The 17,186-nt window shown below is 39.5% G+C and carries 19 protein-coding genes and 4 tRNA genes; 9 read left to right on the top strand and 14 right to left on the bottom strand.

Annotation, left to right across the window (positions count from 1 at the left end):
- The first annotated feature begins 6 nt into the window (after positions 1–6).
- Positions 7–615, top strand: coding sequence for a hypothetical protein (locus G626_RS0104390; protein ID WP_022931578.1), 609 nt, complete (start codon positions 7–9; stop codon positions 613–615).
- A gap of 60 nt (positions 616–675) precedes the next feature.
- Here G626_RS0104390 and G626_RS0104385 read toward each other — a convergent pair.
- From G626_RS0104385 to G626_RS0104375, 3 genes are all read right to left on the bottom strand, one after another.
- Positions 676–749, bottom strand: a tRNA-Arg gene (locus tag G626_RS0104385).
- 14 nt (positions 750–763) lie between these two features.
- Positions 764–835 (bottom strand) — tRNA-His (locus G626_RS0104380).
- A 42-nt stretch (positions 836–877) separates the two neighbouring features.
- Positions 878–950, bottom strand: a tRNA-Lys gene (locus tag G626_RS0104375).
- A gap of 212 nt (positions 951–1,162) precedes the next feature.
- Between G626_RS0104375 and G626_RS0104370 the strand changes: the two genes are divergently transcribed.
- From G626_RS0104370 to csrA, 5 genes are all read left to right on the top strand, one after another.
- A complete protein-coding gene (locus G626_RS0104370) occupies positions 1,163–1,600 on the top strand; it encodes a hypothetical protein (RefSeq protein ID WP_022931577.1) in 438 nt (145 codons plus the stop codon).
- A 3-nt stretch (positions 1,601–1,603) separates the two neighbouring features.
- Complete coding sequence (flgK, locus tag G626_RS0104365; protein WP_022931576.1) at positions 1,604–3,478, top strand: flagellar hook-associated protein FlgK; 1,875 nt, start codon at positions 1,604–1,606, stop codon at positions 3,476–3,478.
- A 10-nt stretch (positions 3,479–3,488) separates the two neighbouring features.
- Positions 3,489–4,733 (top strand): flagellar hook-associated protein 3, encoded by a 1,245-nt coding sequence (locus G626_RS0104360; RefSeq protein ID WP_022931575.1) that lies wholly within the window; start codon positions 3,489–3,491, stop codon positions 4,731–4,733.
- Between the two features lie 107 nt (positions 4,734–4,840).
- Positions 4,841–5,284, top strand: a complete 444-nt coding sequence (gene fliW, locus G626_RS0104355) for a flagellar assembly protein FliW (protein WP_022931574.1) — start codon at positions 4,841–4,843, stop codon at positions 5,282–5,284.
- Positions 5,284–5,535: a carbon storage regulator CsrA gene (gene csrA / locus G626_RS0104350; RefSeq protein WP_022931573.1), complete on the top strand. Its 252-nt coding sequence runs from the start codon at positions 5,284–5,286 to the stop codon at positions 5,533–5,535. The genes fliW and csrA overlap by 1 nt, the downstream gene beginning before the upstream one ends.
- Here the strand turns inward: csrA and tsaB are convergent.
- The 11 genes from tsaB to G626_RS0104295 form a co-directional block, all read right to left on the bottom strand.
- Complete coding sequence (gene tsaB, locus G626_RS0104345; protein ID WP_022931572.1) at positions 5,525–6,205, bottom strand: tRNA (adenosine(37)-N6)-threonylcarbamoyltransferase complex dimerization subunit type 1 TsaB; 681 nt, start codon at positions 6,203–6,205, stop codon at positions 5,525–5,527. The two genes, csrA and tsaB, sit on opposite strands and share 11 nt — an antisense overlap.
- Complete coding sequence (gene tsaE, locus G626_RS0104340; RefSeq protein ID WP_022931571.1) at positions 6,205–6,636, bottom strand: tRNA (adenosine(37)-N6)-threonylcarbamoyltransferase complex ATPase subunit type 1 TsaE; 432 nt, start codon at positions 6,634–6,636, stop codon at positions 6,205–6,207. Before tsaE ends, tsaB begins: the two co-directional genes overlap by 1 nt.
- The gene (locus tag G626_RS0104335; RefSeq protein ID WP_156003169.1) at positions 6,630–6,887 is read right to left on the bottom strand and encodes a hypothetical protein; all 258 of its coding nucleotides are present in this window, start codon (positions 6,885–6,887) and stop codon (positions 6,630–6,632) included. The genes tsaE and G626_RS0104335 overlap by 7 nt, the downstream gene beginning before the upstream one ends.
- A 62-nt stretch (positions 6,888–6,949) precedes the next feature.
- Positions 6,950–8,053 (bottom strand): PilZ domain-containing protein, encoded by a 1,104-nt coding sequence (locus tag G626_RS0104330; RefSeq protein ID WP_022931569.1) that lies wholly within the window; start codon positions 8,051–8,053, stop codon positions 6,950–6,952.
- Positions 8,054–8,079: 26 nt separating this feature from the next.
- The gene (locus G626_RS0104325) at positions 8,080–8,673 is read right to left on the bottom strand and encodes a hypothetical protein (protein WP_033421602.1); all 594 of its coding nucleotides are present in this window, start codon (positions 8,671–8,673) and stop codon (positions 8,080–8,082) included.
- Positions 8,674–8,685: 12 nt separating this feature from the next.
- Positions 8,686–10,752 carry a flagellar filament capping protein FliD gene (gene fliD / locus G626_RS0104320; protein WP_022931568.1) on the bottom strand — a complete coding sequence of 689 codons (2,067 nt, stop codon included), beginning with the start codon at positions 10,750–10,752 and terminating at the stop codon, positions 8,686–8,688.
- 4 nt (positions 10,753–10,756) lie between these two features.
- Positions 10,757–11,140 (bottom strand): flagellar protein FlaG, encoded by a 384-nt coding sequence (locus tag G626_RS17280; protein WP_022931567.1) that lies wholly within the window; start codon positions 11,138–11,140, stop codon positions 10,757–10,759.
- Between the two features lie 117 nt (positions 11,141–11,257).
- Positions 11,258–12,106 carry a flagellin N-terminal helical domain-containing protein gene (locus G626_RS0104310; RefSeq protein WP_022931566.1) on the bottom strand — a complete coding sequence of 283 codons (849 nt, stop codon included), beginning with the start codon at positions 12,104–12,106 and terminating at the stop codon, positions 11,258–11,260.
- Positions 12,107–12,466: 360 nt separating this feature from the next.
- Positions 12,467–13,327, bottom strand: coding sequence for a flagellin N-terminal helical domain-containing protein (locus tag G626_RS0104305; protein ID WP_022931565.1), 861 nt, complete (start codon positions 13,325–13,327; stop codon positions 12,467–12,469).
- A 198-nt stretch (positions 13,328–13,525) separates the two neighbouring features.
- Complete coding sequence (locus G626_RS0104300) at positions 13,526–14,179, bottom strand: non-canonical purine NTP pyrophosphatase (RefSeq protein ID WP_022931564.1); 654 nt, start codon at positions 14,177–14,179, stop codon at positions 13,526–13,528.
- 39 nt (positions 14,180–14,218) lie between these two features.
- A complete protein-coding gene (locus G626_RS0104295; protein WP_022931563.1) occupies positions 14,219–15,169 on the bottom strand; it encodes a hypothetical protein in 951 nt (316 codons plus the stop codon).
- Between the two features lie 185 nt (positions 15,170–15,354).
- Between G626_RS0104295 and G626_RS0104290 the strand changes: the two genes are divergently transcribed.
- From G626_RS0104290 to G626_RS0104270, 3 genes are all read left to right on the top strand, one after another.
- Positions 15,355–15,427: transfer RNA gene (locus G626_RS0104290), tRNA-Met, on the top strand.
- A 246-nt stretch (positions 15,428–15,673) separates the two neighbouring features.
- Positions 15,674–16,117, top strand: a complete 444-nt coding sequence (locus G626_RS0104275) for a hypothetical protein (RefSeq protein WP_022931562.1) — start codon at positions 15,674–15,676, stop codon at positions 16,115–16,117.
- Between the two features lie 71 nt (positions 16,118–16,188).
- Positions 16,189–17,175 carry a DHH family phosphoesterase gene (locus G626_RS0104270; protein ID WP_022931561.1) on the top strand — a complete coding sequence of 329 codons (987 nt, stop codon included), beginning with the start codon at positions 16,189–16,191 and terminating at the stop codon, positions 17,173–17,175.
- The last annotated feature ends 11 nt before the right edge of the window (positions 17,176–17,186 follow it).

Raw genomic sequence — 17,186 nt, 5'->3', positions numbered from 1 at the left:
AATTATATGAAAGTTAATCATAAAGGTTTTATATTTTTCACAATTTTATCATTAATAATGCTTTCTTCCTGTAAGAATGTAAAAATTGAAGAAGATTATTATTATACTGAAACAGAGACTATTGATGACATGATTATAACCTTAAAAGGTAAGGGCTATGGTTTATATGGTCAGATGATTGAAAAATATAAAAAAGGATCAATTAAAGAGCTGATGGAAGGTAAGCCTATGAAAATCCGTACCAGCTCGGCAGATGATAATAATTCTTCATATAATGAAATATATCTTACCTTTGAAGTTAATGGATATGTAAAAAGCTTTGATACTGATGTTTCTGCCTTAAAGAAAGAAGGATTAACACAGGTGAGGGTTTATTATACTGATGATGAAGATAAAGAATATACCTTATCGACTTCAAAATATTTAAATGGAAGTATTTCTGTTGATAAAGAAGTACAATCTATAGTTCTTTGTATAAAAGCTTATAAGTATTATCCGTCGACATACAATCAGCTGATTTATAGGGATGATATTACTGAAGAGGATTTTGAAGAACTGCCAGGAAGACAGGTAAATAATGAGATTTCGATTAATTATATCAAAATTGAAAGATAATTTCTGCGTCTGAGAGGATTTGCCGTTACGGTCGCCCACGTCCATGTGGGCTCCCTCTGTTGCGTCTGAGAGGATTCGAACCTCCTACCTACGGATTCGAAGTCCGTTGCTCTATCCAGATGAGCTACAGGCGCGTTAAATAAAAAAGGGTGCCTAGTCGGGATCGAACCGACGACAACCAGATCCACAATCTGGCGCTCTACCGCTGAACTATAGGCACCGTATTAAAAAAAAGCTCCTAGTGTTTGGCTAGAAGCTTTAATGAGCCATGCAGGGATCGAACCTGCGACCCACAGATTAAGAGTCTGTTGCTCTACCAGCTGAGCTAATGGCCCGAAGTCTTAACTGACTTAGTGATAATGAATATACACAATATTGATGTTTTAATCAAGAGCTTTACCTGCTTTTTTTAACATTTTTTTCATTTTTTTTAATTTTTTTTCTTACAATAAATACTCAAAAAATCCTAAACAAAATTTTTCAAAGTCCGATATTCAAAGAGAAGGCCCATAGTATTTTTAATTGGACTTTACCAGGAGTTATTAAAATGGACGAATTGATTAAAGAATATGCAACAGTTCTGGCAGAAGAGGAAAATCTTCTCGACCGTCTTACAGAAAAACAGAAACTGCTTCGTAAGGCAATTACAGAAAAGGACTGGGAAAGCCTCACTGGTTATATTAATGAGGTAAACCTTATTTCTGACAGTTTCCAGAAATTTGATATTCGTCGTGATGAAATTCAGAATGAGCTTAAAACAGATGAGCTTAAGCCTCATTTTGAACGCCTTGGTCGTCTCCGCACAAAACTCCTTAAATGCAAGGTAGAAAATCAGGTTATTTCAAACTATGTAAATGTAACCCGCGAGTTTATAGCTGAAGTGGTAGAGAAGGCTTTGCCACAGACTCGCAATAAGAATTATACAAAATATGGCACTGTTACACAGCCAAAGCCAGCCAGTGTACTGGTAGATGTTAGGGGGTAAGTTATGGGATCAACTTTCTCTGGAATTGAATTAGGTAAACGCAGCATAATGGCAAATACAGATGCCATTACAACTGCAGGTCATAACATTTCAAATGCAAATACAGAAGGCTACAGCCGCCAGCGCGTACAGATTAAGGAGTTCGATCCTCTTTACAAGCCGGATCTGGAAAGACTTGAACGTCCTGGTCTTATCGGGCAGGGTGTAGATGTTCAGTCAATCAACCGTATCCGCGATGAACTGCTTGATGAACGCATTGTTGCTCAGGCAAATCAGGAATCATACTGGGATACCCGTTCAAAGTATTATCAGATGATTGAACAGATTTATAATGAACCTGATGATATTTCAGTACGCTCAAATATGGATAAGTTCTGGGAAGCCTGGCAGGAGCTTTCAATTAATCCGGAAAGCAAGGCAGCCCGTCAGGCAGTTGTAACTCGTGCAGAGACCCTTACAGATTCAATCAAGCAGCGCTGGGAGGCCTTAGCAGGTGTAGGAAACCTTATTGATGGTGATATTGAAGCAACTGTAAAGCAGGTAAACTCTTATGCCCGCCAGATCGCAGACTGTAATGCAGAAATCGTTCGCAGCCGTGCTATGGGGGATAATCCAAATGACCTCCTTGACCGCCGCGATCTCCTTGTAGACAAGCTTTCAAAGCTTATTAATATTTCTACAGACCAGAGAGACAGCGATGAGTTTATGGTTCACGTAGGTGGCCGTGTAATTGTTCAGGGAAATATTTCCCGCGAAATTGACCTTGTTCCTCGCTTTGATGATACAGGCTACTCAAAACTCGTTTGGAAGGATACTGGAAATGATGCTGTATTCAACGGTGGTACTCTTGGTGCTCTCGTAGAACTCCGCGACGTAGATGTTCGTAACGAAATCCAGACTCTCAATACAATGACAATGAACTTTGCAGACCTTGTAAACGATGTTCACCGCAATGCAGTTGGTGCAAACAAGGTTACTGGTCTTGATTTCTTTGTACAGCATCCATTTGTAGAAAATGCAAACGGTAACTTTGACCGCAATGGCGACGGACAGCTCGATACTTCTTATGTTTTCCGCTTCACAGGTACAAATGCCCTGGATAAACAGCAGCAGGTTGGAATTGAAGGTGTAATGACCTTCAGCGGCAGCACAGGAAACGTACAGGTTCCTTACTTCCACACAGATACTGTAGAAACTGTAATTGCCCGCATCAATGACTCTACAAGCGAAGTAAAGGCTTATCTCGATAAAAATAATCACCTTGTGCTTAAGGCAACAACAGCACAGAGTGTAGATAATCCGGATTTTGTAATCCGCCATGTAGAAGATTCAGGTTACTTCCTTGCAGGTTATTCCGGAGTTTTGGCTGGAACTGGTGCCGAGGGAGCTTATGATTTTGCTCAGGCAGATGCTGTTAATGCACTTGCAGCTGGCTCTCAGTTCTCTGTTTCTCCTGTTTATAATCCTTCTGCTTATATTGAAGTAAATCAGGCTTTGCGAAACGACGTAATGAGTGTTGCAGCTGGTTATATGGATGCTGCTGGTACAGCACCAACAGGTGATGGTCGTGCTGCAGTAGAAATTGCCGCTATCCGTAACACAAGCGTTATGGTTGGCGGAATGAAAACCTTTGATGACTACTTTGCAGATACAGTTACAAACGTTGGACTTAAGGGTGAACAGGCAGAAACAAATCTTTTGAGTCAGAATGCAATTATGGATGACCTCCGTAATCTTCGTGATTCAATTAGTGGTGTAAATATTGATGAGGAACTTGCCGAGATCATGAAGTTCCAGCATGGCTACAATGCTGCGGCAAAGTTCGTAACAGTCTGGGACAGTTTGATTGATACAGTAATCAACAGACTTGGAGTTTAAGGAGTAAATCATGCAGAGAATATCTAGTCAGATGAACAATAATAATACTCAGAGCGCCCTTCGCCTTCAGGAGAGCCGCCTGAATCGTGCCAATAATCAGATTGGCTCACAGCACAGAATTCAGCAGCTGCGTGATGACCCGATTGCTGCAGGACACCTTGTACGCTATCAGTCTTACCTTGGCCGCGTAAATCAGTTTGAAAAAAATGCACTTACACTTTCAGACCAGTTTACTGTTCGCGAAGGTTACATGACAGATTCTCTGGAAATAATGCAGAGAGTCCGCGAGCTAGCTGTAACTGGTGCCAACGGAATTTATACAAAAGAAGATATGTCTAACATGGCAACCGAAGTTGATGAACTTCTCAAAGCTCTTGTTCAGAATGCAAATGCCGTAAGTCAGGATGGTAACTCAATCTTTGCCGGAACAAATACAAAGGCAACTGCTTTTGATGTTGAAATGGGAAATGTAGAAGGTTCTGGAGTTCCTCTTATTCAGAATGTACGCTATAACGGAAATATTGATGTAAACCGGGTAGAAGTTGATGAAGGTAAATATCTTGTAAATGACAATGCCGGAATCAAAACTTTCTGGGCAGAAAATCAGCAGGTTTTTGGTGCCCGCGATGCTTCTCAGTGGCAGGCTTCAAGTGATACAGTAATTTCTGTTGATGGAGTAAAAATTGATATTAAGCAGGGCGACAATGTTTATGCTGTTGCTGCAAAAATCAATAACTCTGGTGCTGCTGTAAAGGCTACAATTGACCCTGTCCGCAATGCCCTTAATTTTGAAACAACCGATGCCCGCCAGCTCTGGCTGCAGGACCTCAGCGGTTCTACACTCGAAGAACTTGGAATCATTAAAGATTCATCTCAGCTCCCGCCATACAACCTTGCAAATGGAGCCCGCCTCAGCGGTGGCAGCATGTTCGATACAGTAATTGCTTTTAGAAATGCTCTGCTCGCAGGCGACCAGGAAAGCATCGGTGGTCGTGTGCTTGGTGCTCTCGACAAAGGAATTGACAGCCTTGTAACACGTATTGCAAAATCAGGTGCTGAATATGAACGTGCCCAGCTTAATGCAACAAGAAGCAGCAAACTTGCTCTTGATGTAACCCAGCAGGTAAGCCGTGAAGGAGATCTGGACTTTACAAAGGCAATTACTGACCTTAAGATGCTGGATTATACAAATCAGGCAACCTTGAGTCAGGCTGGAAAGATGTATTCATCAACCTTGTTGAATTACATGAGATAAAAAGTAAAAGGTGGTTTCGATACGGTGCCAAGCACCTACTCAACCACCGATGGTTGAGTAGCACGCAGTGCATATCGAAACCATAATTAAAACATAGAGGTTAATTTATGGAACTTATAACAAAAGCCCGTGGAAAAATTACTGTTTCTGATGACCACTTGATTACAATTCCCGAAGGACTTTTTGGCTTCGAAGATTATACAAAATATGCTCTCGTAGATTCAGATTACGAGCCCTTCATCTGGCTTCAGTCATGTGAAGATCCTAACCTTGCTTTTTTAATAGTTGATCCTTTCCTTATCTGTAATGAATATGAAACTGATATAGACGATGCTGCTCTTAAAAAGATTGGAATTACAAAACCTGAAGATATCATCATTATGACAATTGTAACAATTCCTCATGACGGTTCATCAATTACTGCAAACTTTCAGGGACCTCTGGTAATTAATAAAAAGAATCATCAGTGTATGCAGGCAATCCTTAGCGATAACCGCTGGTCAACCAAGGTTGATATAGTTCAGGCTCTGAACAAGAAAGGAGGGCAATAATGCTTATCCTTTCAAGAAAAATTGATGAAAAAATCAAGATTGGTAATGACATTACAATTACTTTAATTGATGTACATGGTGACCAGGTAAAGATTGGTGTTGAAGCACCTAAGGATGTAAAGGTCTTCCGTCAGGAAGTATTTGATGCAATACAGATGGAAAATAAAGCGGCTGTTGTAGACAGTCAGGAATCAGGAAACGAAAAGGCTATTTCTGCTGTAAGTGCATTGAGCAAGCTTCTTAAGAAATAGTCGAGTTAAGTTTTAATTCAGCTTCGCTGGCACGTAAATAAACCGGACCGTCAAAATCTTTAAGCGGTTCGGCTTTTTTATTTATAAGCTCTTCTGTAATTTTTATAAGAGCTTCTGCTGTCATGGCTGGACTTGCTGGAAGCAGATATTTTTTTCCCGGAAGGGCAGCATTTAGTTTTTCTGCAAGCTTTTCAGCATCGGGGCCGCAAACAAGAGCCTTGTCGAATTTACCTGCTTCTTCAATAATTTTTTCAACTTCCCAGTCGCCGTCTTCAAGAAGACATTTTTCTCCGTCTGTTATGCGGCAGTAAAATTTATCTTTATTTGCATCAATACAAGAGATTAAAGGATAATCAAGATTCTTATAAGGGAAAGCGTAAGCTTCCAGAGAAGAGATTCCATATACAGGAACTCCATAGGCAAGTTCTATTGCTTTAAGGGCAGAAATGCCAAGGCGGAGGCCTGTAAAGCTTCCCGGTCCTATTGTGAGTGCTGTGGCATTTAAATCTGCAGCAGATATGTCAGCTTTTTTCAAAAGTTCATCTATTGAAGGTACGAGAATTTCAGATTGTCTCATACCAATGTCGTAAGTTGAAGAAATAAATTTTGATTCAGTTTTTACTGCAAGAGAGATTCTTGTTACTGCACAGTCTAAAGCTAAGATATTCATTATATTTCTCCATTATTCCAGTTTTCAATTTCAATAAGGCGGCTTCCGTCATCCTGTGGAGTAAGACGAATTATAATGGTGCGGGAAGGAAGTTCATCCATAATTTTTTCGCTCCATTCAATAATGGAAACGCCGTCTCCGTAAATCATATCGTCGGTTCCAAGATTTACAAAATCTTCGCCACCTTCAAGTCTGTATACATCCATATGATATAGAGGCATTTTGCCATAATATTCGCTTATAAGACAGAAGGTTGGGCTGGTGATTGTGTCTGTGATTCCAAGAGCCTGTGCAATTCCTTTTGTAATAGTTGTTTTCCCAGCTGCAAGGGTTCCCTGCATGGCTAAAACGTCGCCCTTTTTAAGTTTGCTGCCTATTCGCTGGCCAAGGGCAATTGTTTCTTCTGGAGATTTAGTTGTGAATGTTAACAAGGTAGTCTGCCTTCGAGCTCTTCTGTAAAAATATATTCGAGCAGGGCCTTTTTTACCGGAATAAGCGGATAATTAACTGGCTGAGGGAATGAGAGCTCAATAATCTTTTTTCCCATAGGGCTTGTTTCAATGCTGAAGAAAATATGAACTGTATCAGTGCTGGTAGGAAATTCCATTATTGCATCGCACGTATATTTTCTGAGATAGAAAATCTGACCTTCTTCGCGCTGAATGTTCTGTAGCTCAATCACTCTCATATTATTATAGAATACTCCAAAAATGCTCTGTTATCAAGTCTTTTAAATATTCATTTTTAAAGTTCATATTTATATACGAGAGTATGAATTCTGTTTTTAGTAGCCAGTGAAATCTGCATGAACTGAATATGTAAAGCAAGTTTCCCGGTAGGTAGCTTTCTTGTACGGCGGATGATTCCTACAATTGTTTCGTCAATTCCAGTTTCCGGCAGGATTACACCAATATATTGGTTCTCCTTAATAGGAAGAGTTGTCTGAATACAGCAGCCGCCGGCAGAAATATTTGTGATTTTTCCCGGGTATTCTTTATCGGAGAAGGTGTAAAGCTCTTCATTCTTTTTATGATTTTCATTAACTTTAACTGCCTTAAATGAACAATCTCTTTCAAAAAATTCTCGCTTAAAGTGACGCTGAGCCTGACATTCAAGCTGCTCAGAATGTGAAAGTACCATGTAATATTTTCCGTCATTTCCTTCGTTGTAACGTATAATTCTGGTTATAAGATTATAGGAAAGTCCGTCTGGCGTACGGAAGGTAAATCGGCTGCGGGTTAGAAGTTCAGGTCTTCTTGGAGATTTATAAATGAACTCTGGAATTTCAGCAGTAAAGAAATCCTTCTGGTTCTGGGTAACCGTAAATGGATATTGTTCACCCTCGTTGGAAATATAAAATACAACACAGCCAATCTGAATCTGGCGTGTAGAAAGCACCTTTTTGTACTGAGCAACAATCATTTCCAGCTTAAAAAGTGTTGTAAAGAAATCATTCATTTTTTCGTCTGTAAAGAGGTTCTGCTGTTTCATTATGTCATATGCAGTATGAAAAAGTTCATTTACTTCATTGTTGCTTTTGATTGAGTAAAGGATGTTATTTGTGTCTGTAATTTTACAGATTTCCCAAAGGGTATTTATTTCTGTTTGATTAAGATTATTTTCTTTTGCAAGCTTTTGAATATCTTTAAACTTGGTTTTTCTGCTGCGTTCTTTTTCCAGGTATGCTTCTGATTTGTAATAGTTTTTTATTCGCATCCATACTATAAATGCAATACCCAGAATTGCCGCAACAATAATAAGAAGTATGATGATAATAGCAATGTCACCGCGATGTGCAATTCGCGCTTCAACAGGGGAACCGCTTCCTGAACCTAATAAAAAGAACATATTTACACCTCGCTTTTTAGAAGGCTCTACATATTCTGCAGGGCTTTCGAAATATCCTTTAATCTTGGACAGATTTCGTATTCAGAAAGATCTCCAAGCATTACCGTATCATTATTCTGCAGGGCATCTTCAAAATCTTTAAGGATTGGAGAAAACTCTGCAAAGAAATCTTTGAAATTAATTCCATTTAAACTCTCGCTTGAGAAGGTTTCAGGGAAGAGGGAAGCAAGTGTTGCAATGTGGCAGAACTGGTCTATGCTGTCTGCAAGTTTTTTTATAGATTCACTTACTTCAAGATTCTTTCCGCTTTGAAGGGCCACCGGCACACCCTCCATCTGATTTGCAAGTTCGCTGAACAGTTCTGAAAGCTTTGAAAAGGAAGCCTTTATGTCATTTTCAGTAACAATAGAAAATTCAAATTTTGTATCATTGCCAAGAGGTTTTGCAGCTTCCTCGTCAAAAATGTCTGCAGTAATCTGCTTTCCGTCTACAATAATACCTATTACTGCTGCTTTGTTTTCTTCGCAGGTAGCTTCAAAAGATTTAAGAACATCTCCAATTGTCTGTTCATCTTCCAGTTGTACATCAACCTGCTGTCCATTTATATAAAATTCAATCATATTTTACCTGCCTTAATTTTGTTTTTGCTGCTGCTTTGTGAAGTTCGAAATTGTATTCTGCTGAGCTTCAAGACTGTTCAGAGAGCCTTCCATCTGGCTGTATTTATTGCGAAGCTCTGCTTCCTTTTTAGCCATCTGACTTTCCAGCTTTGTAATTTTTGTTTCTGAGCTTTTGATTTTTGAATCAAGAGAAGAAGTCTTCATTGCAAGAATGCCGCCTGTTTGTGTATAAGCAGAAATCTGTTTATCAAGCTTATAGGCAATTCCAGTGTCTACAATAAGGTCTCCGTCTGAGTCATAACCAAAAAGCATTTTTATATCATCAAGATGATTTGCAAGAGCATCATCAAGTTTCTTTTCATCAATTTCGAGATAGCCGCGAAGCTTACTCTGTGAATAGCCGCCCGAATATCCGCCTGCATTGGTTGCGATTCCAAGCTGTGAAAGCATTGTAACCTCTGCCGAATCAGAGAACATATAGCGGGCTGCTATTGTAGAAGCCATATTTGATTTTATATTTGTTAAAGAAAAATCAGACTGAAAAAGTCCCAGCTTCTTTTGTTCTGCTTCTTTTTCATCAGAAGAAAGATAATCAAGTTCATCAATGATTTCCTGCTTATTCTGAGAAAGAATATTAAGCTCAGCAACTGCCTGATTATATTTACCTACAAAATCAATAATGGCTGTTTTTGAAGCATCTACATCGGGCTTTACGGCAATTGTAGCTGTCTTTTCTGTTTTGTCGTGTACATTCAATGTAATTTCAGGAACTACATCATCAATTTTATTTGAAGAACGGGTAATGGTAATTCCTTCGTATTTGATAATTGCATCATCTGCTGTAGAGACAGGATGCTTTGGACCATATCCAAGGTCCGTAACAGGATCAAGAGCAGTAAAGCTTGATATTTCATAGCTTGTTCCTGTGTTCTGATTGCGAAGGGCAATTGCTTTGATTCCCGGATAGTCGGAAAGTTTTACATCAATTTGTGCGGCTTTGCCTTCTTCGGCCGGAGTGTATGGAAGTTCCTTTTCGCTGCCATCTTCCATTACGGCGTATAAAATCTGATTTGTTTTTACAGGTTCGAGAGGGGCAGGTGGTTCTGGCGGCAGATTAAGATTAGTATCCGATTCATTGTTGTTTATTACAATTCCGTCAAATTCAGCTGTTCCTGCATCAGGAAGTTCTGGCTGGAGTAAAGTTTTATTTATTGCCTCTGTAATATCTTCTGTTTCTTTTTCTGTAATCGTAAACTGAAGATGTAATGCATTGTCCCGGAGAATTTTTTCAGGGACTTTAACCTGGTAAGCTCCCCGGGGGTCTACAATAGCAGTCTGTTTTTCTTCATCATATTTTGTGTTGGTAAGAGAAAGAGGCGGCATGTAAACCGGTTCGTCATATTCAATTTTATTAACAGGCAGAATTTCTGTCTGAGAGTTTGCAAAAGTTTGTGTCTGAGATTTAATTTTATCAACCATGCCTGAATCAAAGGCAAATGTTTTGGCATCATCTTCAAAAATAAGGCGGTTTTCTTTGCCGGTTGGAACTGCTTCTATGAGCAGAGATTTTTTACCGGCACTTGCACCAATGATAGATGATTTAATTATGTTATTTCCACGTTTATTTATTGCACTTGAAAAATCTTTAAGGGAACCGCCTTTCCAGTTAAAAGTAATCTGCTTTTCTCCTACCTTGTAAGTGTAAGTTCCCTGAGGAACTTTAAAATCATTTTCCAGCTCGTCACTTAGAAAGCGGTCTGAAGAAGCCGCCTGAAGAACATCAACTTTAAATGATTGAAGACTTGCAGAGCGGTTTGCTTCTGCAGTAATTGCATATTCTTCTGTTGATGAGGTGAGTTTACTGTTAAATGGATTTTCAAATGAGTAGAGAGTTTTTGTGTTATCTCTTAAAGCTGAGAGTCGCTGGTTAATGTCGCGCCAGGCGTTCTTCTCAGTTTTTAACGATTCAAGCTGATTCTGTTCCCTTGTAAGAGGGATACGCTCAATTTTCATGAGCTTTTCAACAGTATCGTTTGTATTATACTGATCAGTAACGCCTGGTATGTTCAGTCCGGCCATAGGCTTATATTACTTCGTCGAACATTGAGCCAATAGCTTTTCTGATGCGAAGCTTAAGTTTCTGCATGTCTTCTGACGGAATCTGCTTTATTACCTGGTTTGTAGCTGAATCAACAATAGAAACTACTACGCTTCCAAGTTCTTTGTTCACACTGAACTGCAGCTTATTTCCGCCAACCATTTCAGTCATTTTTTGCAGCGCTTGAGAATCTGCCTTTATTTCGGCAATATTCTGTTCAATGTTCTGCGCTACCTGGGCTCCTGTGGGAGTTATGGATAGGGCAGCAACCTGTTGTGCAGTATTGCTTACCGTATTTCTGTTTGTGTTGTAAAGAGACTGGCCATCCATTGCCACATGAACCATAGAATTCGTATTAATAGTATTCATAGTTCTCCTCCTTGAAAAAAATGGAAAGGGAAGGGGGGCGCATACCCCTTCCTTCCATATTTCAAATCAAAAAGATGACATCCAGTTATCTCTTTAATTCATATTTTTTTAATTTGTCTACTGCAAGAGTGCCAATACAGTCTGTGACTGGTTATTAGCCTGAGCGAGCATTGCGGTTCCAGCCTGTGTGAGAATGCTGTTCTTTGTGAATTCAACCATCTCAGAAGCCATGTCTGTATCACGGATACGGCTTTCTGCAGCCTGAGTGTTTTCAGCAGCAATGTTTACGCCCTTTGCAGCCAATTCGAAGCGGTTCTGATATGCACCAAGATCTGCTCTCTGCTTGTTAACCTGAGTTAATGCAGCGTCAACAGCGCCAAGTGTCATATTTGCTTCTTCTGGTGATGAAATAGTGATCTGTTCTTCGCTACCCTGTGCACCCTTAAGTCCAAGAGCTGATGCAGTCATTGTACCAATGAATACACGAGCGTTCTGATCCATATTTGCACCAATCTGGAACTGCATTGTGCTGTCGCCTGTTTCTGCGAAGCGTCCAGTAAGCATATTCATACCGTTGAACTGAGCTACACTTGCAATGCGGTCAACTTCAGCAACGAGCTGTGAAACTTCAACCTGAATCTGCATGCGGTCTTCATCGCTGTAGATACCGTTTGCAGCCTGAACAGCAAGTTCGCGAACACGCTGAAGAATGTCTGTTGTTTCAGCAAGATAACCTTCGGTTGTCTGGATGAAAGAAACACCATTCTGGATGTTCTTTGAAGCCTGGTTCAAACCACGGATTTGGCTGCGCATCTTTTCAGATACAGCAAGTCCTGATGCATCGTCACCGGCGCGATTGATGCGTTCACCAGATGAGAGCTTCTCCATGTTTTTCATGATCGATTCATTAGAAATGTTTGTCACACGATCAGCATAGAGTGAGCTCATATTGTGATTAATAATCATATTTGTGCCTCCATGTTTGCTTAAAAACAAAAAGCCTCATGCTTTTTGTCCTGCAGGTGAAGGCTAAATCAGTACTGCGCCTCTGATTTAGTTTCAGACCATTCAGCAGGAATAGTCAGTCTTTATTAAAATTAAAACTGACTGTTCCTGCCGTCACCAGCCTGCATGGAAACACTATGTCAAAGAACAATGCGCCGCTGAAAACGGGCATGTAAAAATCAATAATTGCTTATTAATTTTACGATGTTTTTGCTGAAAAATAAAGGGGAGTAAGACAAAAAAAACACCGCGCAATTAATTTTAGGCTGCTTTCGCAACCTAAAATTAATTATAACTCACTATCTGGCTAAAGACAAGTGATTATCTCAACAAGCTGAGTACATTCTGGCTCTGGGTATTAGCCTGAGCGAGCATAGCTGTACCTGCCTGCTGAAGTACAGAATTCTTTGTGAACTCTACCATCTGTGAAGCCATATCAGTATCACGGATGCGTGATTCTGAAGCCTGGAGGTTTTCAGCACCAATATCCAATCCCTTAACAGTAAGTTCAAGGCGGTTCTGATAAGCACCAAGATCAGCACGCTGTTTGTTGATCTTCTTCAATGCTTCGTCGATAGTTCCGATTGCGCGGTTGGCATCTTCCGGTGTAGCAAGTGAAAGCTTCTCTTCTGAACCAAGTTCGCGAACTCCAAGAGCTGCAGCAGACATAGTACCGATAAATACCTGTACTCTCTGATCCATGTTAGCACCAATATGGAACCACATAGAAGCTGTTACTACATTTTCTCCTGTTGGCTGTGCGAAACGGCCAGTAAGCATGTTCATGCCGTTAAACTGAGCGGCAGAAGCAACGCGGTCAACTTCAGAAACAAGAGCCGAAATTTCAACCTGAATCTGCATGCGGTCTTCTTCAGAATAGATTCCGTTAGAAGCCTGAACTGCAAGCTCGCGGATACGCTGCATGATGTCAGTTGTTTCCTGGAGGTAACCCTCTGTTGTCTGGATAAAGCTGATACCATTTGAACAGTTCTGTGAAGCCTGGTTCAAACCGCGGATCTGAGCACGCATCTTTTCAGATACTGCGAGTCCTGAAGCATCATCACCTGCACGGTTGATTCTTTCGCCTGAAGACAATTTCTCCATGTCTTTGTTAAGACTGAGACCTGTAACTCCGAGCTGACGATTGGCAAACATTGCCGACATGTTGTGGTTGATAACCATAGTATTCCTCCTTGGAATGTGAGCAGAAGAATCCTTTCTTCTGTTTGAAAAAAGATGCAAAAATGCGTAAATGTTTTACAAGGCTACATCTACACATTTTTGCCCGAAACGCCTGACTGCTGCTTCAGCGAAGTCGGTACAGCCATAACACTTCTACGGTTAATATCGGCAGGATTCTGGAGGAACTTTAGAAAAAATTTAGAAAATTTCGATAATTTTTTTCAGGGCACGAACTGCTTTTCCGCGATGGGAAATGGCATTCTTTTCATCGGCTGTTAGTTCGGCAACTGTTTTCTGATATTCTGGTAAGAAAACGATAGGGTCGTAACCGAAGCCGCCGCTGCCGGCCTGTTTTGAAATATCGTCGATTAATGCGCCTTCAAAGGTTTCTTGGGCTACAAAAAGACGGTCCGGGCCGCAGTACATTACCATAGCGCAGGTATAATGGCAGGAACGGTCTCCGTGAAGGTATGCAGCTTTAGGAAGATTTCCTTTTGCTATAGCTTCGTTTGTCTGCTGAATAAGGAAGATATTCTGTTCTTCCTGGCTGATTTTACCGCCGTCTGGCTTACCATGCATAAAAGCAGGGCCTGCATAGCGTGAAGAGAAAATGCCAGGCGCTCCACCCAAGGCGTCTACGCAAATTCCCGAATCGTCTGCAATGACAGGGCAGTGCACAATATCATAAAGTGTGCGTGCCTTAATCAGACTGTTTTCGTAAAAAGTTGTTCCTGTTTCATCAGGATCAAAAGCAATTCCTTCGTCAGAAGGAATAAGGATTGTGTGTTCCGGTAAAAGTTCACACATCTCTCTTTTTTTATTTTTATTTCCGGTTGCTAAGTAGATTTTCATATAAATCAATATAATGAAAATACCGGCTATAAACAATAATTATGGTTCATCAGATATTTGTATTTTTGATTTTTCGAGATCCTTTTTTGCACAGTTTATATAATAGTTAACCTGACGTTCACACATTCCCATAAGATTTGCCACTGTCTGGTTTGATGGCCGTAAATAAATATGACCTTTTTCAAAAGAATCATTAAGACGGCTCCAGCTGCGTCTGTGTTTTTTCTCCATTGTTTCCATGTGTTCTTTCATCTGTTCAAAGTTTTTGCAGACCGTGTTATTACTCAGCACATCATCTTCAAGTTTAGCCATAATCTTTAAGTATCTTTTATGATGGAAATATGCAAAGTTTCTTCTTTCTTCAGCTTTTTCCCTTCTGATGCTTTTTTCATCTAATGTTTCTTTACATTTTTCAATCAGCTTGTATAAATGTTCTTTATTGATTCCGGAATAACTGCATATCCTTAAAATCTGTTCATCAGTAAGATAATACGAAGATTTTAAGGCTAGAATTACAATTTTCTTTTCATTGTGTTTCAGCTGCCTGTCTTTTAATGACTGCATAACTTCAGGCTGTACTGTAGCTGCGGCTTTGAAAGGGACTTTTGGTAATTCAAAATTCTTGTAATCAATTCTGTAATATTTTTCTTCTTTTTCTTCCAGCTCAAGGATGCATTCTTCGTAGTTTATCTTTTCCCTTAAAGACTGAATAATCTGTTTTTTTATATTGATGTTTATGATATTACATATATTACAGTAAAGATATGTAAAAAAGTCCCCTATATCCGGATTGTATTGATGAATAAGCCTGGTTTTCTTTTCAATAAGATTCATCAGTACTTCCTGCCGGAAATCTTCATCGTATTTGTGAAGTCCAAAAACAGGATAATTTTTAATAACAAATCTGCAGATCAGATCAAGGAATTGATTTTCATTGATTTTTCCGCAATGCATTTGTTCCGGCAGTTCGTTCAGGTTTTGTGTTTTCATAATAATACCTCTTTTAATGATTTTTAGGGTCAGTAAAGCGAGCTGTCATTTTCCCGGTAAATTGTATATATGCAAGTTTTGTGCCATGTGTGGAAAAATATGAAATGACTGGTATTTTTTTAACTTTTTTGGATGTTTAATACTTGACCTGACTTATGCAAAATGATAATATAGCAACATCTTTTGGCGACTTAGCTCAGTTGGTAGAGCACACGGCTCATATCCGTGATGTCAATGGTTCAATCCCATTAGTCGCTAGCTTAAATCCGGTACTTTTACAGTTCCGGATTTTTTTTTACTTTTTTTCTATTTTTTCATTTTTCATTAACAAGTCCGTTAAAAAATCTGCCTCTTTATTAAAAAAAAATCCAGAAGGCATGTTTTTCATTAAAAAAATTATAAAGATAAAAAAAAGAAAAAATCTTGTTAAAAAAAAACTTTGGGTTTATAATTACTATTACTTGATTTGATGGTAAATAAATAATTACCTGTACAGGAGTTAATATGAAGAAAATACTGATTATACTTGCAGTTTTTGCAGCTTTGTCTGCTTCTATTTTTGCAGCAGAAAACAGTAGTGCTTCTGCACCTGAACGTACTGAAGGAAAATGGACAGATATATCTTATGTAAATGTACCTGTTCTTAAAATACTTGAAGGTAAAGACGGATACGCAGTTATTTACCAGAAAAATAAAACAGGTGTTGGAAATGTTGTTATTCCTAAAAAATGGGGAAAAGGCAATAATGAGGAACCAAGAAAGCTGAAGTTCCGTGCCGTAAAAACATCTCTTGGTGCATACATGACAGTCGTAAAAGACGGTGGTGAATTTAAACGGGTTATTCTTTCAATTCCTATGAATAAGAGTAATTCAATCTGGGGTATGGTAGATTCCAGAAAGAATATGGAAGGTGCCGATAAAGATACTCTGGAAGACTTGGAATTCTAGTCCGAAATACGGTATTATAAAAGAGGGTTATAAACCCTCTTTTTTTTTATTTAAAATAACGGAATTTGCGAATGTTTGAATTATCTCAAGAAATAATCGATGAACTCAAATCTTTTATAGAAAATCATGATTTCTTTTTTATTGCAGGACATAAGGAACCGGATGGAGACTGCATTACCTCATGTCTTGGAATAGCCGCAATACTTGATTACTTTGGAAAACCTTATCAGTTACTTTCTGCAGGACCTTTTAAGAGAAACGAAGTTATCCGCTGGCAGGATAAGTTTTCGGATACTATGGAATTTCAGGATGAAAGTGAACGCAAAAAAAGCGGTTTATTTATAGCTGATTGTTCTGAAATTGTCCGTATTGGTGACATAGACGGCGATCTGAAAAATCTTGATACCTTTGTTATTGATCATCATAAAACAAGCGGTCTTACAGACGGAATGAAAGGGCATGTCGATTCAAACGCACCAGCCTGTGCTTTTTTAATTCAGCTTTTTTACGAAAAACTGATTGGCGACCTTCCTGCCGAACTTGCAAAAACTCTTTTCTTTGGAATTTGTACAGATACAGGCTTTTTCAGATTCCTGACTGAAAATTCTTCTGAGGTCTTTGCAGCAGTAAGCCGTCTTGTTGCATCTGGCGCAGACCCTAGAACAACCTATCGTGAAATAAATTCCGGCAAGCCTTATTCTACAAGAAAGCTTCTTGGTATTCTTTTGGGTAAAGCCGAAAGATATCTTGACGGCAGACTGGTAGTAACCTGGGAGTCTCTTGAAGATACAAAAAAATGGGGCCTGGAAGGCCGCGATTCAGATTCCCTTTATCAGCTTATGCTGAGTGCTAAAGGTGTAGAAGCTGTAGTATTCCTTCGTCAGGATACAGAGACTACCTGTACAGGCGGTTTCCGTTCACAGGATAAAATTGATGTTTCCCTTGTAGCGTCAAAGTTTGGCGGCGGCGGTCACAAAAATGCCAGCGGCATGAGCTGTAACGGTCGCGTCGAAACTCTTATTCCACAGATAGTAAAAGAATTTGCAAGAATAATGTAATAGATGCTGAA

Source organism: Treponema bryantii NK4A124, assembly GCF_000421345.1.
Taxonomy (GTDB): domain Bacteria; phylum Spirochaetota; class Spirochaetia; order Treponematales; family Treponemataceae; genus Treponema_D; species Treponema_D bryantii_B.
This window is presented reverse-complemented; position numbering and strand designations above follow the sequence as displayed.